This window comes from Acinetobacter sp. KB005, from assembly GCF_049949095.1.
Taxonomy (GTDB): domain Bacteria; phylum Pseudomonadota; class Gammaproteobacteria; order Pseudomonadales; family Moraxellaceae; genus Acinetobacter; species Acinetobacter calcoaceticus.
In genome coordinates this window covers 2,971,789-2,997,943 of sequence record NZ_CP188191.1, presented here as the reverse complement: position 1 = coordinate 2,997,943, position 26,155 = coordinate 2,971,789, and the positions used below count along the sequence as shown (strand labels likewise).

Below are 26,155 nucleotides of genomic sequence, written 5' to 3'. Positions count from 1 at the left end.
TACAGGAAGGATAAATTATTATTCTTCCTGTATTTAAATTAAAAATTTTGTTTTTTTGCTGAGCCTCGTCATTTTATCTTAGACTTTTGTATTAAATAAGATAAGTTAGATCTGGTTAATATTTAAGTAAAAAACTTTACTTAATAAATCCATGAATTCTTTAACTCCAGAAGATTCTGCGTCTTTGCGATAGCTTACAAATAAATCTAAAAAAGGTAGATCGACATCAAGGGGTCTAGTGACAATATTATTTAAAGTAAGCGGCTCTATATAGCTAGGCAAGATCCCACAACCTAATCCCATTCCTATTGAATTAATATTAAATAAAATATTATGAGCAGTTTGCACAATATTAAATTTAATTTTATGAAGTTCAGCAAAATTAAGAATTGTATTATGTAAAATCGATGACTGTTCTGACGATGGGATAATAAAATCAATATTATTTAAAAGCTTCACTGGAATACGCTCGTACTGAGCAAGTGGGTGATCTCGGGGAAGCAATAGCATTAGAGGTTCACGTAATACAAACTGACTCTGAATCTCATCGTTATTTAAGTTATCTCTCATAAAGGCGATGTCAATTTCACCTTTCTTTAAGGCTTCCATTTGTTCGGTATTATTCATGCTCCGTAATTCAATTTTTAAGTTTGGATTTTGTATGCGTAAACTCGGAAGAACACACGGGAAAACTTTCATTTCTACTACTGGAACAAAACCAATGGTCAGTTGTTGTTTTTTAAATTTTGAAACTTGACGAGCCATTGCAATTGCTTTGTCCGCCTGAGCTAAAGTCAGACGGGCTTGTTCAAGAAATACACTACCTTCTTCAGTGAGTTCAACCTTACGTTTAGTGCGATGTAGTAATGTAACGCCAACCTCATCCTCAAGGTCTTTAATTTGTTGACTTAATGATGGTTGAGCTGTGTAGAGGCGAAGTGCAGCTTTACTAAAGTTGAGTTCTTCAGCCACCATTACAAAGTAGCGTAAATGACGTAATTCCATATCAGTTGTGATCCCAAAATCCTATTATTAACGTTGGATAGTTAATAAAATATGCTAAATGCTTGAAAACCATAAATCCGTTTATAAAACCACTGATCAGTATCAGTCGAACTTAATTTTAATATTTAAAATCTATAATGAATAATTCATAAAAAGTCTAATTTGAAACAAATAAAATATTTCACTTAAAACAGTTAAAAAATCATTATCCATTCAAATTGAATTTTATGTTGTGCGTTTTTGGCGGCAGCAGGAGTGCTTCTCATGAATGGAAAAATTGAAGTGTGTGAAATCGATGCTTTAGTCGATGCACAAAATGGACGTATCTCGCCAACTATCTATACAGATCCACAATTATACGAACTAGAGTTAGAGCGTGTTTTTGGACGTTGTTGGTTATTTCTTTGTCACGAAAGCCAGATTCCAAAATCAGGCGACTTTTTCAATACGTATATGGGTGAGGACCCAATTATTGTTACGCGTCAAAAAGACGGTTCTATTAAAGCATTATTAAATCAATGTCGTCACCGTTCTATGCGGGTTAGCTATGCTGACTGTGGTAATACGCGTGCGTTTACCTGCCCATATCATGGCTGGTCCTATGGTATTGACGGTTCTCTTAAAGATATTCCATTGGAAGGTATCGCTTTTCCACATGGGGCTTGTAAAGAACAATGGGGGTTGCAAGAGGTTCCTCGTGTTGCAAGCTATAAAGGTTTGGTCTTTGGTTGTTGGGCAGATGACACACCCGAATTACTTGATTATATGGGTGATATTGCTTGGTATCTCGATGCAATGATTGACCGCCGTGAAGGTGGTTCGGAAGTCATTGGTGGCATTCATAAATGGGAAATTAACTGCAACTGGAAATTTGCAGCAGAACAGTTTGCTTCTGATCAATACCACGCGCCGTACTCGCATGCCTCTGCAGTACAAGTTTTAGGTGGTAAACCAAATGATGATGCTTCTAAAGCATTAGGAACAGCACAAACGGCACGTCCAGTTTGGGAAACAGCAGAAAGCTGTGTGCAATATGGTCAACGTGGCCATGGTTCAGGTTTCTTTCTGACCGAAAAACCAGATGCTAATTTCTGGGTTGATGGTCAAGTAGCAGATTACTTCCGTGAAACCTATGAAGAAACAAAAGAGCGTTTAGGTGACACTCGTGCTTTACGCTTGGCTGGACATAACACCATGTTCCCAACTTTGTCTTGGCTGAATGGTATGACGACGATGCGCATCTGGCATCCACGTGGACCAGATAAAACCGAAGTTTGGGCTTTCTGTATCACGGACAAAGCAGCGCCGCAGCACATCAAAGAAGCGATGGAGTTGAATGCTTGCCGAGCATTTGGCCCAGCTGGTTTTGCTGAAGCAGATGATGGTGAAAACTGGATTGAGATCCAGAAAGTGTTACGTGGTTATAAAGCGCGAAAAAGCAAACTCATTATGGAAATGGGCCTTGGCAATGAAAAATACCGTGAAGATGGTATTCCAGGTATTACTAACCATGTTTTTTCTGAAACAGCTGCACGTGGCATGTATCGTCATTGGGCAAACCTGTTGATGCATGAAAAATGGGAAGACGTACAACGGGCAGATGAGGCTTATGAGCAAGAGCTTTTGAAAAAAGCGGCTAAAAAGGATGAGAAGGAGCTTGTGAAATGAACCAGATCATTGACTCATTAAAACCACAGCCAGTATGGCGTTCTATTGGATTGGAACTTCACCACGACATTAGTCAGTTTCTATATGCAGAAGCACAGTTGTTAGATGATTGGAAATTCCGAGATTGGTTGGACATCTTAAGCGAAGATATTTTATATACGCTAAAAACGACGACAAATGCGCAAACACGTGATCGTCGTAAATGTATTGCACCACCATCAACATGGATTTATCACGATGACAAATTTGTACTAGAGCGTCGCGTAGCAAAATTAGAAACAGGAATGTCGTGGTCCGAAGAACCGCCATCACGTACTCGTCACTTGATTACTAATATTCGGGTCGAAGCAACTGCGCAAGCAAATGAATATCAAGTTTTTAGTAATTATTTGCTTTATCGCTCGCAAAAAGAAAAAGACGTATTGACCTATGTTGGTAAACGAGTTGATCTGATCCGAAAAGATGATAGCAGTAGTTTAGGTTGGAAAATTGCTAAACGCGATATCACCCTCGATCAAGCGACTTTGATTTCTCACAATATTACGGTGTTTTTCTAATGAATAAGATTTTCGTTTGTCAGATTGATGAGTTGGATGAAGGCGAAGCGCTGAAAGTAGATTGTAATGTAGGTGATATTGCTGCACTTGCAGTGTTCAATTTCAATGGTGAGTTTTTTGCCATGAATGATAAATGCAGTCATGGTAATGCTTCTATGTCAGAAGGTTACTTGGAAGATGATGGCACGGTTGAATGTCCACTTCATGCATCACGTTTTTGTTTGAAAACTGGCGTACCACAATGTGTACCAGCGACTGATCCGATTCAGACATTCTCAGTCGTGATTGAAGATGGTGCACTTTATGTCGAAATGGCAGGAGCGTAATGATGGGATGGTTAGAGGGTGAAGTTGCGCTGATTACTGGTGGTGGTTCGGGACTAGGGCTTGCGTTGGTTGAGCGCTTTTTACAAGAGGGTGCACATGTTGGTGTATTGCAACGTTCACAGTCAAAAGTAGATGAATTGATTGCACGCTATGGTGACAAAATTGTGGCGATTAATGGAGATGTGGCTAATTTTCCGGATAACGTTCGTGCTGTGCAGGCTACAGTAGAACGTTTTGGAAAACTGGACTGTTTTATTGGTAACGCTGGTATTTGGGATCATTATGCCGACATTGTTAACATGAGTGGCGAACAGTTAGATAAAGCCTTTGATGAAATCATGAGTATTAACACGAAAGGTTATTTACTTGGTGCAAAAGCAGCTTTAGATGAGTTACTCAAAACTGAAGGCTCGATGATTTTTACCTTATCTAACTCAGCGTTTTATTCATCTGGTGGTGGTCCAATTTATACCGCATCAAAACATGCTGGTGTGGGTTTGGTGCGTGAACTGGCCTATGAGCTGGCACCGAAAGTGCGTGTGAATGCAGTTGCTCCATCAGGCATGAATGTCAATGTGAAAGGTGCCGCATCCCTTGGGCAGGAAAATCTAGGATTACTTGATGCACGCGATCCCCAAAAAATTGGGCAAGGTATGCCATTGAGATTCTTACCAGAACCAGAAGACATGACTGGTTCTTATGTATTGCTTGCATCACGTCAAAATAACCGTCCATTATCTGGCGTTTTTATAAATGCTGACTGTGGTTTGGGTATTCGTGGCTTACGCCAAGCGAACGCTGGTTTTTTTGATGCTTAATTTTAATCCGATATTAATGGACTAATAAGACAGCTAAAAACTGTCTTATTTCGGAGCTAATCATGACTGTTAAACTTATTTGTGCTTCTCATAGCCCGCTAATGGAATTTGCGTCTCCGGCAGAAAAACAACAAGAACAAACGGTGCGTCATACTTTTGAAAAACTGGCAGCCGAGGTCAAAGCATACGACCCAACTTTAATTATTGCTTTTGGGCCAGATCATTTTAACGGCTTCTTTTATGACCTGATGCCGAGTTTCTGCGTGGGGGTACGTGCGACGGCGGCAGGTGATTGGAATTATGGTCCGGGGGAACTCAATGTGCCAGAAAATACAGCATTGGGTTTAATTCGACGTGTACTTGATGAAGGTGTGGATGTTGCATATTCATATCGTATGCAAGCGGATCATGGCGTAACCCAACCGCTGCATTTTTTATGTGATGGTCAACTTAATCGTTATCCAACCATTCCAATATTTATTAATGGTGCTGCTGCGCCAATGCCTACGACAAAACGAACGATTGCTTTAGGACGAGCGGTTGGGGCTTTCATCAACTCAATTAATCTAGAAAATGAACGTATATTGATTTTGGGTACAGGTGGACTTTCACACGATCCACCAACCCCTCAAATGGGCTCTGCACCCCCAGAAGTTGAAGAGTTTCTCATTGCTGGGCGTAACCCAACTATTGAAGCTCGTAATACACGTCAGGCCAAAATCATTTCAGTGGGACAGCGTTTGGCAGCAGGTGACAAGAGCGTATCTGTTCCACTTAATCCAGAGTGGGACGAACAGTTATTGGAAAAATTCAAAAATGCAGACTTTGCTGCGCTTGAAAATATGACTGAAGATGAAATTCGCCGTGAAGGTGGACGTGGTGGGCAAGAAGTTCGTACATGGATGGCTGCTTTTGCGGCATTAGAAGCTGTTGGCGATTATGAGATGACCTTACATTGCTATGAACCTATCAGTGAATGGATTGCTGGTTTTGGCATTGTATCTGCCGAGCTGAAATAAAGGATAAAACGATGAATATTCAAACTATTGTCATCATCGGTGCTGGACAGGCAGGTGCAAGTGCTATTCTGGAACTACGTAATAATAAATACGACGGTAAAATCATTTTGATTGGAGATGAATCACATCTGCCTTATGAGCGTCCTCCTTTATCTAAAGATATGATTTTAAGGCCTGAACAGACCAAAATTGAAATTTTGTCACAACAAAAATTGAAAGATTTAGGTGTCGAAGCTATTCAAGGCAATGCGGTTGTACGCATTGAGCCTGAACAATATCAAGTGATTTTGAAAAATGGTGAAAGTATTCACTATGACAAGTTATTACTCGCGACAGGTGGGGCTCCTCGTCGTCTTCCAATTTTAGATGCAGTCGGTAAACATGTTTATACCCTGCGAAATTTGGAGGATTCACAAGCCTTGGTTCCAGTCTTTCAAGCAGGGAAGCGCATTTTGCTTGTAGGCGGTGGAGTTATTGGTCTTGAATTAGCATCAAGTGCTCGTTTTAAAGATTGTCAGGTAACCTTAATTGAACAAAGCCCAATGATTATGGGACGTTCACCAGCAATTATTAGCCAATTTTTACTTGATGAACACCGCAATCGAGGGGTAGATATTCACTTAAATGTGCAAATTGCCAATGTCACCTTACGTGGGGAAGAAATAGTCGTAATATTGGAAAGTGGTGAAGAGCTGATTGCCGACGCTGTTGTTTATGGCATTGGGATTGTACCGAATGCTCAATTGGCCATAGATGCTGGTTTAGACGTCGACTTTGCCATTAAAGTGAATGAAAACTGCCAAACTTCGAATCCAGATATTTATGCTGCTGGTGATGTAGCAACTCAGTTGCGTGCAGATGGTAATTATGCCCGTATTGAAACTTGGGAAAATGCCAATAATCAAGCAGGCACTTTTGCTCGTCATGTCATGGGATTAGCGCAACCTAAAGCTAATCCATCATGGTTCTGGACAGATCAATATGATATTAATTTTCAATTCGTTGGCGATATGTCTGCAAAAGAATGGCATATACGAGGCAATATGAATCCGCAAGAAGACAAAAATGTTGGATTTACCTTATTTGGGTTAGACCAAGGTATCGTTGTAGCGGGTATTGCAGTCAATCAGGCGCGTGATGTTAGGCATTTAAAAAAATTGGTTTCTAGTTCTAGCACCTTTGATAAAGAAAAGTTGCTAGATGTGTCTATTGAATTACGCAAATTAATTTAATTAGGATTGTTATACTAAAAGCTTATTTAATATTGAAAATAAAAACCGTCATGATTATATGGCGGTTTTTTTTATGGTTAATCATAAATATTTTTCATGAGTGGATATTATTAATACTTAATTTGAACTTCATTATAATTTTTAGCTATTAATAGATTTTATTTTTGTTGAGTGATTAATATGTTTTTTGGATTTTAAATTTCATTACCAATATGTAAATAATTGAAATATATGTTTATTTTAATTTTATTATAGGTTGTTTCTATAAGACTAAAGTATTTGATTGAAATGTAGTAAATGTTTTTTAATTTTTTTATGAAACTATAGAACTTAAGGCTAATTTAGAAATAAAAGCAGTTAAGAAATGATGGTGAATGATTTTTTAAACTAGTAGAAAAGGATTTTTCTATGGACCGTGCAGGAAATAAGCACTCTATTATTACGATCGTCATTTGTTTTTTAATTGCTGTGATTGAAGGGATTGATATTCAGGCAGCAGGTATCGCTGCTGTAGGTATTCGAGAATCTTTTGGTCTGGATAGCTCTCAACTCGGTATTTTTTTTAGTGTCGGAATATTGGGGTTATTACCCGGTGCATTAATTGGTGGACGTTATGCAGACCGCATTGGCCGTAAGATGGTGTTAATCGGGGCTGTCGCTATTTTTGCAGTATTTACCCTTTGTACCGTTTGGGTGAATAGTTTCTATATGTTGCTGTTAGTACGTTTTTTAGCAGGAGCTGGATTAGGGGCTGCAATGCCAAATTTAATTGCTCTAGTTTCAGAAGCTGTTTCTAGCGAAAATCGTGGGCGTGCTGTCGGTTTGATGTATTGTGGTATGCCAATAGGAGCCATATTGGTGTCATTACTGGCAGCCTACGATGTAAGTGGACATTGGCAAACAATTTTTTATGTTGGTGGAATCGTTCCTCTTCTTGTACTTCCACTTATGATCAAATTTTTACCAGAGTCACGGGAGTTTTTACAAACTAGATTTCAGGATAAATCTATTACACGCATAGAAAGCTCTTTTAAAAATCTATTTAGAAATAACTATGCAGGGCAGACACTATTACTTTGGGCAAGCTATTTTTTTACCTTGATGGTTGTATACATCATGTTGAGTTGGTTGCCATCTCTCTTTATGGAGTTGGGATTCTCTCGTCAACAGGGTAGTTTAGCTCAAGTCTTTTTCCAAATGGGCGCTGCACTAGGCACGGTTGTTTTGGGTATTTTGATTGATCGATGGAATAAAGCTTATGTCATTATATTGATGTACATAGGTATTTTAGCTGGTTTATTTAGTTTAAATGGAGCCGGTAGTCTTACTGCAATGTATGCAGCCGCAGCATTAATGGGAACATTTACAATTGGTGGGCAAGGCGTTTTATATGCATTCGGTAGCATTGTATATCCAACAGAGATTCGGGCAACGGGTGTAGGCAGTGCTGCAGCGGTTGGGCGTATTGGTGCAATGTTAGGACCTGCGATTGCTGGACAATTACTCGCAATGGGAAGCGGTGCTACAGGCGTAATTTCTGCTGCCATCCCTGGAATTATCATTTCAGCATTACTGATGCTTTTGGTGATTCGCAAATTACATCAGGCACAATAATCTGAATACCACAATGAAAAAAGCTCATATTTAGGAGCTTTTTTCATATTTGGCATTATTTGAGTGAAATTTCAAATTTGATCATCCGAATGTTTTAGTAAGTTCATAACTATATCGAGCATATGAGTCGAATTACGGTTTTACTAATCATCTATATTGAGTAAGAAAAATGTATTCAGTTACCAAGGAAAAGCTTTGGAATCGTTCATTTATTCTGTGTGTATTGAACAATCTTTTTTTATTCATTTATTACTATGCATTACTCACAATATTGCCACTATATATTTTAAAAGAATTATCCGGTTCAGTCAGTCAGGCTGGTTTGGCGTTAACCTTATTTTTGGTTTCATCTATTATCACTCGTCCTTTTTCTGGCTTAATTATTGATCGGTTAGGTAAAAAATATGCCTTACGAGGTTCGGCATTATTATTTGCACTTCTGGCATTAAGTTATCTATGGGCAAATCAGTTATGGCTTTTATTGCTTATTCGTTGTGTGCATGGGATCTGGTTTAGCATTTTGACGACAGTAATAGTGCCTATAGTGAATGATTTTATACCTGAGCATAGAAAGGGCGAGGGTATGGGATATTTCGTAATGTCTACGAATCTGGCTATTGTTTTTGGGCCAATGATTGCATTAGCTACGATACGGTACACCAGTTTTTATAATTTATTTGCCTTTTTAGCATTCATTGTTTGTTTAGGTTTAATTTTTTGTTTTCTTATTCCCGTTTCTTCCTTAAAAGATAAGGAGATCATCTCTGCAAAGCGGAGTATTACATTTGACGATATCTTTGAAAAAAGGGTGATGTCTATCGGCGTTATTGCTTTATTTACTGCAATGTCTTATTCAAGCATTATGAGCTTTATTAGTGTCTATAGTGAAACAAAAGGCTTATTAGCGGCGACCAGCATATTTTTTATTATATTTGCCATATCAATGATTATAGTGCGCCCTTGGGTAGGTTATTCTTATGATAAAAGAGGGGCTAATTCCGTGGTTTACCCTTCATTTATCCTTTTTTCAATAGGCTTATTTTTAATTAGTTGGATGCAAACACAGTGGGGCTATTGGTTGGCGGCAGTACTCATAGGAATGGGATACGGATCCCTTTTCCCTATTTTTCAAACCATGGCAATACAATCGGTTGAGAAAAAGAGAATAGGGCATGCTGTTTCAACCTTTTTTACTTTATTTGATTTCGGAATGGCGATTGGTTCAGTTTTGGTAGGATTAATTATTGCCCAAATAGGCTATGAGAAAACTTATCAGTTGTGTGCATTCCTTACGATAATGACTTTAGTTTTATATCGTTGGATATGTAATAAAGATGGAAAGACAATAATTAGGATATGACATGGAATTACGTCACTTACGCTATTTTGTTGCGGTTGCTGAAGAGCTGAATTTTACTAAGGCAGCAATGCGTATGCATACGGTGCAACCTTCTCTTAGTCAGCAGATTAAAGATTTAGAAGAAGAGGTAGGAGTTCAGCTTTTTATACGAAGTAAGCGAAAAGTTGAACTGACCAAAGCAGGAGAAGTCTTTTTTAAAGAAGCTCTAATCATTTTAGAACATACAGAGAAAGCAATTAGTTTGGCTCAACAAACTGCTAAAGTTGAACAAGAACAATTAAATATTGGTTTTGTTCCAGCGGCAGAAATGAAAATCTTCCCCTATATCATGCCCAATATAAGAGCACATTTCCCAGAATTAACAATTGATTTTCATAGCCTTACGGATGATGAACAACTAGTAGCGCTTAGAAAAGGCGAAATAGATATCGCTTTTACTCGCTATGGAACTGATTCAGATGAACTGGTTTCGATTCAGGTATTTCAAGAGCCACTTACCTTAATTATTCCCAAAAATTCGCCAGAGGCTCAGCAGGAACGCATTAGTATAAAAAGTTTTGAACAACATGATTTTGTAATTTGCAATGAAGAGTCGTCGCCAGAACTTTATCGAATTATTCATAACTTCTTTAAAAAAACTAAGCTTAACGTCGCTGTTGTACAGCACTCAACTAATATCTTACTTAACGTTAATTTAGTCGGAATGGAAATTGGTTGGAGCTTGGTACCACAGTATGTGATTCCTCTATTAGGAGATAAAATTATAGTTAAAAAGACGATAGAACCATTACCGATGATAGGTTTATATGTTTCTTATCGAAAAGATCACGTTAATAAAGCTATAGATTTGATTTTAGATGTACTTAAAAAACAATTTTATCTGGACTTTAGTTAATATAAAAAAGCCATTCAAAAGAATGGCTTAAAAAACTTTAGTTAATTAAATGCATTTTTTCAAAAAGTTCTTCACTTATACTATTCACTGTTTGGGGAATAGCAAGACCTGCTATAAAACGGTCAGGTCGTAATATCACCATAGATTGATTTGTTTGACCAAACCAAGTGCGGATTTCACTATCTGCATCACCGATTGTAATGAAATCTGCATTAGAAGTTTGATTGGGTGCATCTAATTGCACGTTAGGGACGACTTGAATAAATTTAATGCCTAATTTAATCCATTTTTTCATAATATTGGGTGAGATGCCCCAAGTTGGATTGACTCCCCAAGCGAGAATGGCAAAGTTATTTCCAATGACATCATCTAATAAAATTTTGTCTTTATTTCCAAACTGGACATGAGGCTGTATGAACATCTTTCCAACTGGTGTATTTTTTCCTGAAAATGGTGCCAATATTCCCTCATTATATTTTGGCATTGGCTTGAAACGCATTTCTAGTAAATAGCGTTTTATGGGTTGTATGTAGTTCAATGCATAAGAAATACTATCGCGAACAACACCTTGCCATTTTTTCGGTGGGGCAAGTACATGACCCGCTAGAACGGATAAATTAATCATTGCTTGCGCGTGGTCTTTCCTTTCTAGTTGATAGCTATCAAGAATTTCAGGGCTTGCCACTTTTTTAATGACCAAAGCCATTTTCCAAGCAAGATTAAATGCATCACGCATACCACTATTGTAACCTTGGCCCTGCCACACAGGCATAATATGTGCAGCATCGCCTGCCAATAAAATACGGTCTACGCGGAAACGATCTGCAATACGTGCATTATGTGTATATACACGTTGGCGTATGACTTCAATATTATCGGTATGAGGTAAAACTTTTCCTAATAGACGATTAATGTTCTCAGGTTTACTCAATTCTTCTTGGGTCTCTCCCGGCATTACCATAAATTCAAAACGTCGGATGCCATGTGGTAAAGCTGCTGATACGTAAGGACGAACTGGATCACAACATAAATATACATGAGGGGTAGCTAATGGATCGTTTGCAAGATCAATAACAATCCATTGGTTAGGTGCTGTTTTTCCTTCAAAATTAATGTTCAGATTACGACGTACAAATGAATTTCCGCCGTCACAAGCAATAAGGTACTGTGCTTGAATAATTTCTTGTTTTTTGTCTTTTGTAGTGAGGTTTAAAGTTACATGTTCTTTGTCTTGAGTAAAACTATTTAAGTGGCGCGAAAAAAATACCTGTGTTGTTGGGTATAAAGTTAAACCTTCGAGTAAAACACGGTCAACTTGAGGTTGGATAAATGCATTACGACGTGGCCAACCAAATTCGCGAGTCATGGGTTGGATATCTGCAAAGCAACGTCCTTTAGGAGTTAAAAAGCGCATTGCATGATTTGGGGTGGTATGGGGTAAAACTTGTTTAATTAATCCTAAAGATTGGATTGTTCTTAATGATTCATCATCAATACCAATGGCTCTTGGATAATCAATAAGCTGATCTAATTGTTCAATAACAGTAACTTGTACACCTTGCTTACTTAAGTAATTTGCAATTGTTAATCCAACAGGTCCTGCCCCTAAAATTGCAACTTCCGTGGTGTGATGTTGAGTTTGATTCACAGTAAATATCCCTTACTATCAAGTTTTCTTATTAATATCAAACTTGAAAGAAGGTTGAATTTAATCAATAGTTTAATAATTGAATTTTAAAAAGCAGGATGTATATTTAATTTTTTTTAATATATTGTATTTAAAAGAGTTTTTATATTCTTGCAATAGTTTTTTTAAATCCAATCATTGTTTTAAATTATAATTGAAGGATGTCGCTTTTAGAGCTAAAAATTTATTCATTATAAAAATAATAAAACTTTTATTATCAATGGTTTGTCTTACTAAAATACAAATATTATAAAATTTTATAATGAGTAACAGTTATACAGTGCCAAATAAGTTGCCATGATGGAAAATAGTATTTCTGTCACAAATCACTCTAAATGGCAGACATAATCAATCACTTCATTTGTCATAATTTTAAATTTACTATTTTCAGGAACTTTAAAAGATTCACCGCTAGAATAAATTGTAGCTTCTGGTTCATCGCCAATTTGAACAGTGCATTTCCCAGAAATAATTTCGATGCGCTCTGGCACATGAGTTTTAAATGTTAAAGCCTTATCTGATGGAAGAATAACTCCTAGAGTCTTTTTTGTTCCATCAGCTAGTTCAATTACATGACTAATAGAATGCCCCTCATAGTAGACATTCGCTTTTTTTGTTATAGAAACAGAATCAAATTGATTTGGCATTTTTTGTATCTCTTTATTGTACTAAATATTATTAAGATAATAATAAAAGTTCCTCTGAATCTTCAAGCTATAAAATTACATTTTAGGTAAGCAATAAAAGTAACTTTTCTCTCAAGTAGATCACTAACGAGAAATTAGTAAATATCAATTAAATGATTCAAAAATAAAAAGCCCAAGGTGAGGGCTTTCTAATCTATGAAATACCTTTAGGGTCTTGAGCAAAAGGTAATCTAAATAAGGCAATTGCACGCAAAATAAACTGATGACTAAAGTCTGGTTGGTAGATTTACTACCTGAGCATCTTCAACGACATCTAGTCGAGGCACCTAGTTCATTTAGCAACTTTGTTAAAGGTCCATCGTTTTTTTAGTTGAACTTTTTTAGAAACTATAAGGTTGAAGTTAACTTGAAATTCAAGGCTTTAATTTTGGTATGTAAAATCTTTGAAATTAAAAAGAAATAAAATAAAAACAATTAAAGATTAAAAAGATACAAAGTTAATTAGAGTCTTCATATAAATTTTATTTTTAAAAGACGATTAAGATGATTGGCCTTAAAGTTAACTTTAAGCTTGATATAAATATTCAAACCTTAATAACTAATCTATAAGCAGATTTTCAGCAGGAGAACAAAGATGGGATATGTAACCACAAAAGATGGCGTAGACATTTTCTATAAAGATTGGGGACCACAAGATGCCCAAGTTTTATTTTTTCATCACGGTTGGCCTTTAAGTTCAGATGATTGGGACACACAACTACTTTTCTTTTTGGGACACGGTTATCGTGTTGTAGCTCATGATAGACGGGGACATGGTCGTTCTAGTCAGGTGTGGGATGGTCATGATATGGACCACTATGCAGACGATGTTGCAGAGGTGGTTAAACATCTCAACATTAAAAATGCAATTCATATTGGTCACTCAACAGGCGGCGGCGAAGTGGTTCACTATATCGCTCGTCATGGTGAAGGAAATGTTGCAAAAGCTGTGCTTGTCAGCGCAGTACCACCATTGATGGTTCAAACTGAAAATAATCCCGAAGGTTTACCAAAAGAAGTTTTTGATGACTTACAAAATCAGGTTCTCACAAACCGTGCGCAATTTTTCCGTGACCTTCCATCTGGGCCGTTCTATGGTTTTAACCGACCAGATGCGAAACCATCTGATGGGATAATTTCCAACTGGTGGCGTCAGGGTATGACAGGCAGTGCAAAAGCGCATTACGATGGTATTGTGGCGTTCTCGCAGACTGACTTTACCGAAGATTTAAAGAAAATCACCATTCCTGTTTTAGTCTTGCATGGTGATGATGACCAGATTGTGCCTTATAAAACCTCTGGGGTGAAATCGGCAGAGTTGCTTCAAAATAGCCAACTTAAAATCTACCCAGGTTTTTCGCATGGCATGTTAACGGTGAACCATGAAATTATTAATGCCGATTTATTAGCCTTTATCCGTGAATAATTAAAAATAAAGACATCAGATTTTGAAAAGAGGCATGGTGAATGCCTCTTTTTTAGTTCATAACTTTACTAAGCACACACTTTCAGTAACAGGTTTCTATGCTTTGATAAATCAATGAACAGAATTATAAATATCAAAAATGAGGTGAAAAGATGTCTAAACGCATATTACATGTCGTGACCAATGTTTCACGTTATAAAGATGTAGATGAACCCACAGGTCTATGGTTAGGTGAACTTACCCACGCCTATGATGAGTTTGAAAAGCAAGGGTATATTCAGGATATTGTGAGCCCGAATGGCGGAAAAACACCTATTGAACCAAAGTCATTGGGTGCGTTGGTTGCCGATAAATCGGTAAAAGCGAGAGAAGATGATCAGGCATTTATGACCTTGCTGGCCAATACACATAAACCGTCAGATATTCAATGGCAAGATTATGACGTGATCTATTACACGGGTGGTCATGGGGTAATGTGGGACTTTTTAGATAATCCTGAACTTCAAGAAATCACCAAAAATATTTATGAAAAAGGCGGTATTGTATCGAGTGTTTGCCATGGCTACTGTGGCTTACTTAATGTAAGGCTTTCCAATGGTAAACGGCTTATAGAAGGGAAGAAGTTAACTGGCTTTGCATGGAGTGAAGAAATTTTAGCAGGGGTAGCAAAAAAGGTGCCTTACAATGCCGAAGAGTTAGCAAAAGAGTATGGCGCAGACTATGAAAAGGCTTTAATTCCATTTGCACCACATGTGGTTCAAGACGGAAATTTAATTACAGGCCAAAATCCATTTTCTGCTAAAAAAACTGCTTTAGAAATTATAGAAGCTTTAGAAAAGACTTAAGTTTTATATATTAAAAATAATCCCCAAAAGAGAAGTCAATCATGACTTACAACTTTTGGGGATTGATCTATTTTGAAAAGCTAACTTTAAGGAACAATAACAAAATCAGGATTTGCTATCGCAAACACAGCATCACGGTCTGCCGCAGGTGGATAAATCCAGACAGTATTAATTTCCTGCTTAATTTTTTTGGCTTCTTCACGAATAAATTGAACCTGACGGTCCCAACCTTCGCTATAAAGAGCGCCCCAAGGGCCTAAATCAACACAAGTCACATACTTCGGTTGACTATATGCATGAAGTGGTAAATCAACCAATTCTGCCGCAGCATTGTAACCCGCCACACGGCCTAGGCTCATGGCATGTTGGCAAGACATCACGTTAAAATTACCTAAATCATCGGTTGGAACTTTTACAGTATCGCCAGTCACAAAAACATTTTTTGCTTCAGGTGCATGTAAATAAGCATCCCCAATCAAACGGCCTAAATTGTCTTTTTCACCTGTTATTTGAGAGGTAAGCGAGTTAGCACGCATGCCAGCAGTCCAAATGACGGTTTCTGTTTCAATTTTTTCGCCATTAGAAAGTGTTACCCCTGATTCATCGAGTGCTGTAACTCGTAGGCCAGCTTTACCTTCAACACCCAGCTCGCTAAGAGCTTCACGAATAACAGCAGCAGCTTGGTCACCCATTGCCGCACCAATTTCTGTAGATGAATCTACTAAAACTACTCGCACATCAGTTTCACCTAAAATACTACGTAGACGTTCAGGCATTTCGGTCACAGTTTCTAGCCCAGTTAAACCTCCACCTGCAACTACAACAGTATTACGTGCTGCATTTGCAGGTTTATTGGCTAAGTTTTTAAGATGTTGATCTAGTTTTTCAGCATCTTCTAGGGTACTTACGCTAAAGCCATATTCTGTAAGGCCCGGTATAGGAGGCATAAAAGTGGTACTTCCGGTTGCCAGAATAAAACGGTCATAGTTTAAGGATTGTTTGTTGCCATCGGTGGTTGAAACTTCGATGCTCTGTTGGTCGACATCAATTTGATTTACCCAACCTGCCAGAAATTTAACCCCAACCACACTTAATAACTCTGAAATATCAGGATTCATGTTTTCTAGTACAGCTTCATAAAGACGAGGGCGAATACCAACATTCGGGCTAGGGGAAACCATCACTACTTCAATATTTTGTTCTTGCGAAGCTAGGTGAATTGCTCTTTGTGCAGCAAGTGCAGCCCATAAACCAGCAAAGCCAGAACCTGCAATAATAATACGCTTACTCATTTGATTATCCTTTTGATCGATTTTTCGGACAACAAATTCCAGCTCATCACAAAATTTAGGGTGAGCGAATCCTTTCTCTGATTGTCCGAAAAATCTGAGAAGGCGTTTAAAACGATTAGGGGAGTTTTAGCTTAGGGTTTGAAGCCCTATCAGTTCATTAGTCGGGGGTATCCCGCGATATTTTGTTTTTCCGCATTTTTGCTGTTCTTCCTTCGATGCGTTCATTGATCCAGCCATTTACATCACTAAAAAATACGTCGGGTGCATAACGGCCAAAACGGTCTGCAATATCACCAAGTGTATGAGCACCTAGCGCATCTCGCATGGCTTTTTCGGCCTGTAGCATGACGGCATGCACTGCACACACACCACTAGTTGCCCAATCTGGCGGGGCATGATTAAAGACCGCACATTTCCCACGGACTTCTTGGCACTCAAAAAGCGGTTTTTCACCTTCGATTGCATTCACGATATCTAAAAAACTGATTTCATGAGCCGGTTTGGCCAGTAAATATCCACCGCGAACACCTTCTTGTGCAACAACAAGGCCTGCCTTTTCAAGTTTAGGAAAAATCTTAGCCATAAAACTCGGAGAGACTCCTTGTAATTCGGCCAGATCCTTACTACTCAAAGGTTTATCTTCATTGTTCACAAGAAAAAGAAGACAGTGAATCGCATACTCGACGCTACTAGTGATATAAGCCATTTAATTTCATAATTGATCAATTACAAACACAGACTAATGTAGTCTGTGTTTTAAGTCAATAATAAAACTAAGACAAAGTTAGTCCTAGTTTTTAATAGGCTCTGTTAAAGTGTGAATTATGAATTTATCTATTTGAATAATTTAAGTTTTAATAAATAAAAAGATTTTAATAATTTATAAAAAAATTTATTTAATTCTCTTGAGCGTAGGAATGTCTAATAGATGTTTAATGAGTTGGTTCACAACTTATAAGTAAGATAGAGGCAAGGGGATAGGCATTTATCATTTATTTATGGAGTCTTTTAAATTATATTTATGTATATTGTTTCAATTAAAATATTGAATAGCTTTATCTGAATAAAAATATTTTTTTACATAGCATGATGAATGAATAAGAGAGTTGTTTTGAAAACTGAATTTATTATTAGATGTATTTATGCACTTTGTCTTATCGGTGCAGGGTTCAACCATTTACAAACAGTTCTAATGCACGGTTTGTTTTGGGACTATAACAATGCACCACTATTTACCTGTATTTATTGGACATCTTTAACGTTTATTGATCCACTTGCAGCAATTCTTCTATTTTATAAACCTCGTATCGGCTTAATTCTAACTTTTCTCATTATATTTAGTGATGTCATTCACAACACTTGGATTACATTAAAAGTGGGCCGAGACTTGCTCAACTATATGTATATTTCCCAATTTTTATTTCTGGTTTTTGTTTTGTGCACAATTAAGTTTCCTTGGAAGGCACATAAGACAAGTTAAAATTTAAAGATTGGAGAGCAAAAGCATTCTTTTACTCTCCAAATAATTTCTTCAAACCTACGAACGCCACCAATAATTTTCGACATTTGGCTCATTCAGATTTAGGATTTCACCCATTTGTGGTGTGCTAATGCCTAAATCTTTTTGCTTAGCCAAACCGATAATACGTTCAAATGGGTCGTCCCACGCATGAAGCGCTAAATCAAAAGTACCGTTATGCACAGGCAACAAATGACGTCCTCTTAAATCGAGATGCGCTTGCAAAGTTTGCTCTGGTTGCATGTGAACATCGGGCCATTCATGATCATAAGCGCCAGTTTCAAGCATTGTAAGATCGAAGGGGCCATATCGATGTCCGATTTCTTTAAAGCCATCAAAATATCCCGTGTCACCGCTAAAAAATACACGTAGATCATTATCAATAATTACCCACGATGCCCACAACGTTGCATTACTGTCACTCAAGCTTCGGCCTGAGAAATGATGTGCAGGGGTGGCAACCAGTTCTAAACCATCAATATGTGTGGTGTCCCACCAGTCGAGTTGTTGAACCTTTTCTGCTCGAACTCCCCATTTAATTAAGGCATCACCCACACCAAGCGGTGTTATGAAATGCTCAACTTTGTCTTTAAGTTGCATGACTGCATGGTAGTCCAAGTGGTCATAGTGGTTATGCGACAAAATCACGCCTTTAATTGGCGGTAGTTCGGCAATGCTGATTGGCGGTTGGTGAAAACGTTTTGGCCCAATCCATTGAAAAGGTGATGCACGCTCCGAAAAAACAGGGTCGGTTAGCCAAAACTCATCGCGCAATTTTAACAATATGGTCGAGTGCCCCAGACGAAAGAGAGAACGGTCAGGCGCACTAAGAAGTTGTTCCTTCGACAAACTTAAAACTGGAATTTGTTTATTTGGAACTGTGTCTTTCGGTTTGTTAAATAGAAACTTCCACATCAACTGAAGCGATTTTCCAAAAGAAGGCTTGTGCTGGTTCGGACGTGTATTTCTAAATTTGCCATCATGCTGTTGTGACGGCATTAAGGGAGAAGGCAAGTCTGTTGTGTTTGAAATAGTCATCTTGTTTTTCCTTTAGTGGAATAAACCTATATGTGCAAATAAGAACTTTAAGAGTACTTATTAATATCTATATAAATGAGTATTTACTCACTCATTAATTGGTTCAAAAATAAGGACGCCGTAGGTCCTTATCTTTTATTTATATTGAAACTGCATGCCAAAATGCTTCAAAACCTGATTTGCGATAACGCTCGGTTTGAGAAGGGTCTTGGGCAATAAAATTCAGTGTGACTTCGGCAAGCGCCCCCAAAATTGAAGCAATAAATAACGGTGGGTAATCACGTAGTGTTCCACTATTAATATGTTCTTGAATATTTTGGGTCAGATCGCAAAAGGTTTGCATACCAATTTGTTTGCTTTGCTCGGTAATTTGCTCAGAGGTTGAAAGCTGTGCCATTACTTTGCGTTTGAGTGGAGCTTCTAAACTCCAGTCCAAATAGCTTTGCCAAATATGGGACATTTGTGTTTGCAAATCGGAGTGATCAGGGTAATTGAGTATCATGACCTGACGTAGTTCAGCCTTTAGGGAAAGATAGAGCTGATTAAGCAACTCTTCTTTGCTACTAAAATAGGTAAATAAAGTGCCTTCTGCCACGCCAGCGACTTTGGCAATTTTTGAGGTAGACGCACGTTCGCCAAGCTCTGCCAATGTTTCTATAGCAGCACTTAAAATTGCATTACGTTTATCTTCACTACGAGGACGAGCCATACACAAATATATTAATTGAGTGATTACTCAATCATACATAAAAATAGCTAGAGTGCAAGAAATGTTTTGTAGAGGAGGTGAAATTTACGAACACATCAATAAGCTCAGAATTTTAAAAAGATTATAGATTTATTTTATATTGTTAAGCTTACATTTAAGGATATTCTTAATTATGTAATTAAATGAAAAACAATAATTAATTAAATATTTTCTAGCCAATTTCACATTGACACCTTAAATATTGCAGATTACCATTTGCGGGCTGGCCTACATTGCCAGTCGGTTTTGACGGACCGATATTTGAACCACATCAGGACTATTTCTTCTGAGGAACAGTCTTGTGTGCACACCTCGTTCCCTCCCGTAGCGGTAGGACGGGAGTGGGACACTTTCGAGTGTGCTGGAGTTCAAACCAGTCCGTCAACCTGCTTCCGTTCTGCCACCATAATTTATAATGTTTCGGCAGAACTCCATACTTAAAGGAGTTGGCTTTGCACATTCATTATTTCTTGGCAGCCTTTGCCAAAAGCTATATCGACACCACTTAACCCATCTTTAAATGGTTTGATGGCCTTTAGGCTTGTCGAACTTTAAATCATTTCGTTTAAAAACTTAGCAACAATAAAACTTGAGATGTGCCAAGCACAGTCTTTATGGCTTTGCTATGCCTTTTTTACCCTTAAAAGGGTCAAGGCTTTTTTATATCTCATTTATATACAACAAAAATTTATTTTATAACGGTAAAACTATGCCACATTCAGATCTTCCATTTCGTGCTTTAAGCGTGCTTCATTCTGCAAGATATCTTTTTAATAAACATGGCTTTCACAATGTCGGGGTAGACCGAATTATTGAAGCAGCAAAAATCCCGAAAGCCACGTTTTATAATTATTTTCACTCAAAAGAACGTCTCATTGAAATGAGCCTGACCTTTCAAAAAGATGGTTTAAAAGAAGAAGTACTTTCAATTATTTATATTCAAAAAGACTTAAGGCTAGTTGAAAAGCTTCGCAAAATATACTTTTTACATGCCGATTTAGAAGGGCTATATCATTTGCCGTTTAAAGCTATTTTTGAAATTGCGAAAACACATCCAAAGGCGTATCAGGTCGTAATTGACTATCGAAACTGGTTGATCAAGGAAATTTATAATCTGCTTTTAACAACCAACGCAAATGCTTCAAAACAAGATGCGCACATGTTTTTGTTTGTGATAGATGGCGCGATGGTTCAGCTTTTAGACCCGAGCAAACCAGATGAACGGGAGAGATTGCTTGAGTATTTTTTGTTGGGGTTGGGGTGAGAGAAAAGCATTTTAATCTATGAATCTAAAATAAAATTTGTTTTCTCAAGTAGTCAATGTAATTTATATTTTTAGAAAATTTAAATAAATGCATCTTTATTAGTCATATATTTTTATCTTCAATCATAAAATTTACAATGAAAGAAAATGTCACATGAAGTAGGTAGCCTTATAATGATAAGTATGTAAATGTAAAAATGAATCATATTAAAGAATGGACAATTAATATGGCTAATCAAAAAAGTGATCTACACCGGCAACAAGAGAGTGATCAAGATCGCCAAAATAAACTGCAAGATCAACAATTCGAGCAAAACCAACAGGATCAACAACAGCAACAAAAACACCAATACCAACACCATATACCAAATCAACAGCGACAACAAAACGTGAAAGATCAGAAAGATATACAGCGGCAAAAAGATCAGCAAAACTGATAAAACTATCGCAAATGTATAAAAAAACCTCAATATCTCATTGAGGTCTTTTTATACGTATTTAAGCCGATTTCTTGTAGCAGAAAGCATCCTATAAATATCATGATTTTTTATTTAAGGAATATTCTTGTCCTCATTGGCATAGTCATTTAAGAATACCAATGAAGAAATAGACTAGAAATTACTTTTGATTTTATAAAGCTACTACGAATGGTCGGGTAATTAAGATCTTTAATGATTTGACCATTCGTAGTGTTTTTTATTTAAATAAATGCTCAAAGTTCAGCAATATTATTTAAAACAACTTTCCCTTTTGCTCGGCCCGTATTTACATATTGGAGCGCTTCTTTAATTTGAATAAAGTCATAGATTTGGTCAACTACGGGTTTAATTTTTCCAGCTTCGACCAATTCGGAAATTTTTGAGAGCTGCTGACCATTTGGCTGCATAAATAGAAATGAATAGGTAACGCCACGTTTTTTTGCTTTATGTCGGATTGACCAGCTTAGAAGCGGGATAACACATTTTAGAAAACGGTTCAGATTAAATGCTTCTGTAGTAGCTTGATCGGGTGGACCTGCAAGACTGATAAGTCGCCCATCACGTTTAAGTACATTGAGTGATTTCTCTAAGGCTTTTCCACCTTGCGTATCTAAAACCACGTCATAGTCTTTAAGTTCTTGCTCAAAATCTGTCGTTTTATAGTCAACAATGATGTCGGCGCCTAGCTCTCTAACCCAACGAGCATTTTTACCACTTGTTGTAGTTGCAACAATAGCCCCTAACGATTTGGCAAGTTGAATTGCGATTGAGCCAACACCACCTGAACCTGCATGAATCAGTACTTTTTGTCCTGGCTGAACTTTTGCCATTTCAACCAGAGCTTGCCATGCTGTTAATGTAACTAAAGGTAAAGAGGCCGCCTGCTCCATAGAAAGATTTTGAGGTTTAAGTGCAAGTGAAGACTGTTGAACCACAGTATATTCAGCAAAAGCACCGTTTAAATCTGTCTTGGCATAGACTTCATCTCCAGCTTTAAACTGAGTAACGTTCGATCCAACTTCTACGACTGTACCTGCAAAATCATTGCCTAATATGAAAGGAAACTTCAGTGGCAGAATTGCTTTAAGTTCACCCTCTAAAACTTTTAAGTCGAGAGGGTTAATACTTGCAGCATGAACTTTAACAAGCACAGCGTCTGCTGTTAGTGGTGGTTGAGATTGTTCATTGAGCTGTACGTCATCAATGTTGCCATAACGGCTAATGTAGGCTGCTTTCATTTGAAACCTCTATTTCTCGAAATTATTTTTAAAGTTTTATAGGCTTGGGTTAGTTCTAAACTTTCAAGCTGCGGTGAATTAATTTGTCAAAGATCTTTGCAGGTGCAAATCGTCTTAACGCTTTTAAGCTTTTTGCAGTTTTTCCTGCTGTGTAGCGTGCTACGACCTGTTGGCTTTGAATGACGGTTAAAATTGTATTGGCAACCACACTTGGGTCATCTGACTTATTAATTGAATTAATCATTTGTTTATGTAGCTTTTCACGCGTTTGATCGTAAAAAGAAATTTTATTGTCTGCTTCGAGTAAGTTTACTCCCAAAGACGTATTGGTGTAAGCAGGTTCAATAAGTGACACACGAATGCCTTGAGATCTTAATTCGTGATCTAAAGATTCAGAGTAACCTTCAAGTGCATGTTTTGATGCAGAGTAAAGTGCGCCAAAAGGCAGAGGTAAAAGCCCAAGAATTGAACTGATATTTAAGATCAATCCTGATTTTTTTTGACGCATATGGGGAATCACTGCACGAGTCATTCGAACCGCACCAAAAAAGTTGGTATCAAAAATAGCCTGTGCTTGTTGCATTGAGCTTTCTTCGGCACCAGCAGGCGCTATTGCAAACCCAGCATTATTAATTAAGACATCAATTTTTCCTTCGGTTGCGATTACTTTCTCAACGGCTTGGGCAACTGAATTGTCTTGATTTACGTCTAACTCAATAAGATGGAATTTGTATTTTGATGAATCTTTTGCTTGTCGGCTTGTGCCATAAACAATAAATCCAGCCTCATGTAAAAGGTTTGCTGTTGCTAAACCAATACCAGAAGATGCGCCTGTAATTAGAACTACTTTGCTGGTCATATCATGTTCCTTACTTAAATTTTGTAGTCAATTAACAAATGAATTTCGACTTGATTTTTTAATCATAATCTAAAAATAAAATAGTTACTACTAAAAAGATAGTGACAATATTTTTTTACATGCGTATAGTGGGTATTAAATCGATACTTACTCTGTTTTTATCTTTTCTCCCTTTGGAAGATCACTCATAAAAAACAGATGAATCAGATCAATGAATTAAATTTGAGGATCAGAGAAATGAATTTTTTATTAAATACAGTTGCTATGAGTTTGACGGCGATATCTATTTTTAGTGCTCCCTTAACTCAGGCAGAGGTTGTGCCATCGGTTTCTTTTAATGAACCATCAATTCAGGCACATAAAGTGTCATCAAGTGCTGTTAGCAATCCGCAAGCAGGGCAACACGCCGAGCAAGATACAAATTGGAAGAATGTACCAACTCAATTTATTAGTGCAGGTGGCGTTAACTTCGCTTACCGAGAATATGGTCAACAAAACGGTGGAACGCCTGTCATTTTCTTAAACCATTTAGCTGCTGTACTAGATAACTGGGATCCACGAATTATTGATGGAATTGCGGCTAAACATCATGTTGTTGTGTTTGATAATCGCGGCGTTGGTGCCTCGACTGGTGAACCAGCAAAGTCAATTGAACAAATGGCAGATGATGCGATTACTTTCATTCAAGCAAAAGGCTTTAAGCAGGTTGATTTATTCGGCTTCTCGATGGGCGGCATGATTTCACAAGAGATTGTGCTAAAACAGCCGAATTTGGTTCGAAAAATGATTTTATCGGGAACTGGCCCTGCGGGTGGTACTGGAATCAGTACAGTCGGGCGAGTTTCTAATTGGGATTTAATTCGTGGAATGGTGACTGGTCAAGACCCTAAGGTTTATCTTTTCTTCACTCGTACAGAAAATGGTAAAGCTTCTGCAAAAGCCTTTATTCAACGTATTAATGAACGTACTGAAAACCGTGATAAAGAAATCACCATTTCTGCCTATCGTGCCCAGCTCAAAGCATTAAAAAAATGGGGAAGTAAAAAACCTGCTGACCTTTCTGTGATTCAACAACCTGTTCTTGTTGCCAACGGTGATCATGACCGAATGGTGCCAACAGTAAATACTTATGATTTAGCAAAGCGTTTACCGAATAGTTCACTTGTAATCTATCCAGATGCAGGTCATGGGGGAATATTTCAGTTTAATGAAGATTTTGTAAAACAATCACTTACATTCTTAGCTAAATAAGAACTTAAATTTAGGACTATGACCATGACAACAATTACACACCAAACAGCCGAGACCCAATTCATTGAAGTAGATGGAGCAAATTTTGCCTATCGTCGATGGGGTAACTCAAATGCAGGGCAACCACCGCTATTTTTTCTTCAGCATTTCCGAGGTGGTTTAGACAATTGGGATCCACTGATTACTGATAGTTTAGCGCAAGGACGTGAAGTCATTTTGTTTAACGGTCGCGGCGTTGCTTCATCTACAGGCCAGCCCCGTACTCGTATTGAAGATATGGCAGACGACGCAGCAGCAGTCATTCGTGCATTAGGCTTAAAGCAGGTTGACCTATTAGGCTTTTCACTGGGCGGGTTTCAGGCACAAGATTTAGTACGTCGCCATCCTGAACTCGTCAGAAAACTAATGCTTTTAGGTACGGGACCAAGAGGTGGCAAACCACGTGGAGATGATCCAGAAGTTGCCGCTTTGGTATTGAAGCATGCAACAACTGCTGTGCCTTCTGAAGAAAACTTCCTCTTTTTATTTTTTGGCCGATCTGAAGCCGCTATTCAGGCGGGGCATGAATTTTGGCAACGTCGCCATGAGCGTAAAAACCAAGATCCAGCAAGCTCAGTTGAAGTCATGCAGGCACAGATAGAAGCCAATATGCATTTTTTACCTAAACTTGATGAACAAGATCCTTTTGCACATTTACGTGAGATTAAACAACCTACTTTCATTTTAAATGGTGTCGATGATGTGATGATTCCAACCATCAATGCATATCACATGGCACTTAACATTCCAAATGCTCAGCTATTTATTTATCCCGATGCAGGACATGGTGCCCAATTTCAGTACCCTGAACGCTTCGTAAAACATGCAATCCAGTTTTTAGATGAATAATGCCCATGAGTTCGGTCCATTCAATTTGATGAATCAAGAAGATAAATATGATGAAATTTAAATTATTGCTGTGGATGCTGACCAAGCTCATGCAGCGTGCTGTAAAAAAGAACCCGAAATGCGCAGCTTATGTGAAAGATAAAAATGTCATCTTTCAGATTCAAACAGCAAGTGGTGAAGGCCGCTATTTCGAAGTGAAAAATGGCAAGATTAACTCTTACTCAGGGATAACCAAGTCACCAAGTTTTACCTTTACGTTTAAAACGGGTAGCAAAGGGTTTGCCGTGTTGTCAGCGAAAGACAGTGTAAACACTTTTTTAACTGCACTTAAAACACAAGACCTTGTCATTACCGGAAATTTTGTGGATGTGATGTGGTTTCAAAGTTTAGTGGACTTTATTCAACCCCATTCAAAACCCTCTTTAACTGTGTGAGATAAGC

General features: G+C 37.8%; 26 protein-coding genes. 17 read left to right on the top strand and 9 right to left on the bottom strand.

Annotation, left to right across the window (positions count from 1 at the left end):
- Positions 1-105 precede the first annotated feature (105 nt).
- Positions 106-1,005: a DNA-binding transcriptional regulator HcaR gene (hcaR, locus tag ACPF64_RS14355; RefSeq protein ID WP_005046827.1), complete on the bottom strand. Its 900-nt coding sequence runs from the start codon at positions 1,003-1,005 to the stop codon at positions 106-108.
- Positions 1,006-1,269: 264 nt separating this feature from the next.
- On the opposite strand from hcaR, the gene hcaE reads away from it, so the two are divergent.
- From hcaE to ACPF64_RS14310, 9 genes are all read left to right on the top strand, one after another.
- The gene (gene hcaE, locus ACPF64_RS14350; protein WP_045431584.1) at positions 1,270-2,673 is read left to right on the top strand and encodes a 3-phenylpropionate/cinnamic acid dioxygenase subunit alpha; all 1,404 of its coding nucleotides are present in this window, start codon (positions 1,270-1,272) and stop codon (positions 2,671-2,673) included.
- On the top strand, positions 2,670-3,230 hold the full coding sequence (gene hcaF, locus ACPF64_RS14345) for a 3-phenylpropionate/cinnamic acid dioxygenase subunit beta (protein WP_045125554.1): 561 nt from the start codon (positions 2,670-2,672) through the stop codon (positions 3,228-3,230). The genes hcaE and hcaF overlap by 4 nt, the downstream gene beginning before the upstream one ends.
- Positions 3,230-3,556, top strand: coding sequence for a 3-phenylpropionate/cinnamic acid dioxygenase ferredoxin subunit (gene hcaC / locus ACPF64_RS14340; RefSeq protein ID WP_005046830.1), 327 nt, complete (start codon positions 3,230-3,232; stop codon positions 3,554-3,556). Before hcaF ends, hcaC begins: the two co-directional genes overlap by 1 nt.
- A gap of 2 nt (positions 3,557-3,558) precedes the next feature.
- The gene (hcaB, locus tag ACPF64_RS14335; RefSeq protein ID WP_426456153.1) at positions 3,559-4,374 is read left to right on the top strand and encodes a 3-phenylpropionate-dihydrodiol/cinnamic acid-dihydrodiol dehydrogenase; all 816 of its coding nucleotides are present in this window, start codon (positions 3,559-3,561) and stop codon (positions 4,372-4,374) included.
- 62 nt (positions 4,375-4,436) lie between these two features.
- Positions 4,437-5,393 (top strand): 3-carboxyethylcatechol 2,3-dioxygenase, encoded by a 957-nt coding sequence (locus tag ACPF64_RS14330; RefSeq protein WP_198079221.1) that lies wholly within the window; start codon positions 4,437-4,439, stop codon positions 5,391-5,393.
- A gap of 11 nt (positions 5,394-5,404) precedes the next feature.
- Entirely contained in the window at positions 5,405-6,625 is a 1,221-nt protein-coding gene (gene hcaD / locus ACPF64_RS14325) for a 3-phenylpropionate/cinnamic acid dioxygenase ferredoxin--NAD(+) reductase subunit (RefSeq protein ID WP_426454097.1), read from the top strand.
- Between the two features lie 408 nt (positions 6,626-7,033).
- Entirely contained in the window at positions 7,034-8,239 is a 1,206-nt protein-coding gene (gene mhpT / locus ACPF64_RS14320; protein ID WP_151743718.1) for a 3-(3-hydroxy-phenyl)propionate transporter MhpT, read from the top strand.
- 169 nt (positions 8,240-8,408) lie between these two features.
- The gene (locus ACPF64_RS14315) at positions 8,409-9,599 is read left to right on the top strand and encodes an MFS transporter (RefSeq protein ID WP_426454095.1); all 1,191 of its coding nucleotides are present in this window, start codon (positions 8,409-8,411) and stop codon (positions 9,597-9,599) included.
- A gap of 1 nt (position 9,600) precedes the next feature.
- The gene (locus ACPF64_RS14310) at positions 9,601-10,494 is read left to right on the top strand and encodes a LysR substrate-binding domain-containing protein (RefSeq protein ID WP_209830865.1); all 894 of its coding nucleotides are present in this window, start codon (positions 9,601-9,603) and stop codon (positions 10,492-10,494) included.
- Positions 10,495-10,531: 37 nt separating this feature from the next.
- On the opposite strand, the gene ACPF64_RS14305 is transcribed toward ACPF64_RS14310, so the two are convergent.
- Positions 10,532-12,142, bottom strand: a complete 1,611-nt coding sequence (locus tag ACPF64_RS14305; RefSeq protein WP_426454092.1) for a bifunctional 3-(3-hydroxy-phenyl)propionate/3-hydroxycinnamic acid hydroxylase — start codon at positions 12,140-12,142, stop codon at positions 10,532-10,534.
- A 365-nt stretch (positions 12,143-12,507) separates the two neighbouring features.
- A complete protein-coding gene (locus ACPF64_RS14300; protein ID WP_231763214.1) occupies positions 12,508-12,828 on the bottom strand; it encodes a pyrimidine/purine nucleoside phosphorylase in 321 nt (106 codons plus the stop codon).
- Between the two features lie 634 nt (positions 12,829-13,462).
- Here ACPF64_RS14300 and ACPF64_RS14295 point away from each other — a divergent pair.
- On the top strand, positions 13,463-14,293 hold the full coding sequence (locus ACPF64_RS14295; RefSeq protein WP_426454090.1) for an alpha/beta fold hydrolase: 831 nt from the start codon (positions 13,463-13,465) through the stop codon (positions 14,291-14,293).
- A gap of 152 nt (positions 14,294-14,445) precedes the next feature.
- A complete protein-coding gene (locus tag ACPF64_RS14290; RefSeq protein WP_426454088.1) occupies positions 14,446-15,138 on the top strand; it encodes a type 1 glutamine amidotransferase domain-containing protein in 693 nt (230 codons plus the stop codon).
- 86 nt (positions 15,139-15,224) lie between these two features.
- Here ACPF64_RS14290 and ACPF64_RS14285 read toward each other — a convergent pair whose 3' ends face one another.
- Positions 15,225-16,430: an NAD(P)/FAD-dependent oxidoreductase gene (locus ACPF64_RS14285; RefSeq protein ID WP_426454086.1), complete on the bottom strand. Its 1,206-nt coding sequence runs from the start codon at positions 16,428-16,430 to the stop codon at positions 15,225-15,227.
- A gap of 157 nt (positions 16,431-16,587) precedes the next feature.
- Complete coding sequence (locus ACPF64_RS14280; protein WP_005040253.1) at positions 16,588-17,136, bottom strand: RrF2 family transcriptional regulator; 549 nt, start codon at positions 17,134-17,136, stop codon at positions 16,588-16,590.
- A gap of 405 nt (positions 17,137-17,541) precedes the next feature.
- On the opposite strand from ACPF64_RS14280, the gene ACPF64_RS14275 reads away from it, so the two are divergent.
- Positions 17,542-17,910, top strand: coding sequence for a hypothetical protein (locus tag ACPF64_RS14275; protein WP_426456152.1), 369 nt, complete (start codon positions 17,542-17,544; stop codon positions 17,908-17,910).
- 57 nt (positions 17,911-17,967) lie between these two features.
- Here the strand turns inward: ACPF64_RS14275 and ACPF64_RS14270 are convergent, their stop codons facing one another.
- Together ACPF64_RS14270 and ACPF64_RS14265 are read right to left on the bottom strand one after the other, a co-directional pair.
- Positions 17,968-18,987 (bottom strand): MBL fold metallo-hydrolase, encoded by a 1,020-nt coding sequence (locus ACPF64_RS14270; RefSeq protein ID WP_426454083.1) that lies wholly within the window; start codon positions 18,985-18,987, stop codon positions 17,968-17,970.
- A 139-nt stretch (positions 18,988-19,126) separates the two neighbouring features.
- Positions 19,127-19,696, bottom strand: a complete 570-nt coding sequence (locus ACPF64_RS14265; protein WP_205469143.1) for a TetR/AcrR family transcriptional regulator — start codon at positions 19,694-19,696, stop codon at positions 19,127-19,129.
- Between the two features lie 748 nt (positions 19,697-20,444).
- On the opposite strand from ACPF64_RS14265, the gene ACPF64_RS14260 reads away from it, so the two are divergent.
- Positions 20,445-20,999, top strand: a complete 555-nt coding sequence (locus ACPF64_RS14260) for a TetR/AcrR family transcriptional regulator (RefSeq protein ID WP_426454081.1) — start codon at positions 20,445-20,447, stop codon at positions 20,997-20,999.
- 227 nt (positions 21,000-21,226) lie between these two features.
- Complete coding sequence (locus ACPF64_RS14255) at positions 21,227-21,436, top strand: hypothetical protein (RefSeq protein ID WP_127492039.1); 210 nt, start codon at positions 21,227-21,229, stop codon at positions 21,434-21,436.
- A 275-nt stretch (positions 21,437-21,711) separates the two neighbouring features.
- On the opposite strand, the gene ACPF64_RS14250 is transcribed toward ACPF64_RS14255, so the two are convergent.
- Complete coding sequence (locus tag ACPF64_RS14250) at positions 21,712-22,716, bottom strand: NADP-dependent oxidoreductase (RefSeq protein ID WP_426454078.1); 1,005 nt, start codon at positions 22,714-22,716, stop codon at positions 21,712-21,714.
- Positions 22,717-22,771: 55 nt separating this feature from the next.
- Positions 22,772-23,575 (bottom strand): oxidoreductase, encoded by an 804-nt coding sequence (locus tag ACPF64_RS14245; RefSeq protein WP_426454076.1) that lies wholly within the window; start codon positions 23,573-23,575, stop codon positions 22,772-22,774.
- Positions 23,576-23,812: 237 nt separating this feature from the next.
- On the opposite strand from ACPF64_RS14245, the gene ACPF64_RS14240 reads away from it, so the two are divergent.
- From ACPF64_RS14240 to ACPF64_RS14230, 3 genes are read left to right on the top strand one after another with little or no spacing between them, the layout of a single operon-like run.
- Positions 23,813-24,826, top strand: coding sequence for an alpha/beta fold hydrolase (locus tag ACPF64_RS14240; RefSeq protein ID WP_426454074.1), 1,014 nt, complete (start codon positions 23,813-23,815; stop codon positions 24,824-24,826).
- Positions 24,827-24,850: 24 nt separating this feature from the next.
- Positions 24,851-25,714 (top strand): alpha/beta fold hydrolase, encoded by an 864-nt coding sequence (locus ACPF64_RS14235; protein WP_426454072.1) that lies wholly within the window; start codon positions 24,851-24,853, stop codon positions 25,712-25,714.
- Between the two features lie 47 nt (positions 25,715-25,761).
- Positions 25,762-26,148, top strand: coding sequence for a helicase (locus ACPF64_RS14230; protein WP_426454070.1), 387 nt, complete (start codon positions 25,762-25,764; stop codon positions 26,146-26,148).
- Positions 26,149-26,155: the final 7 nt, after the last annotated feature.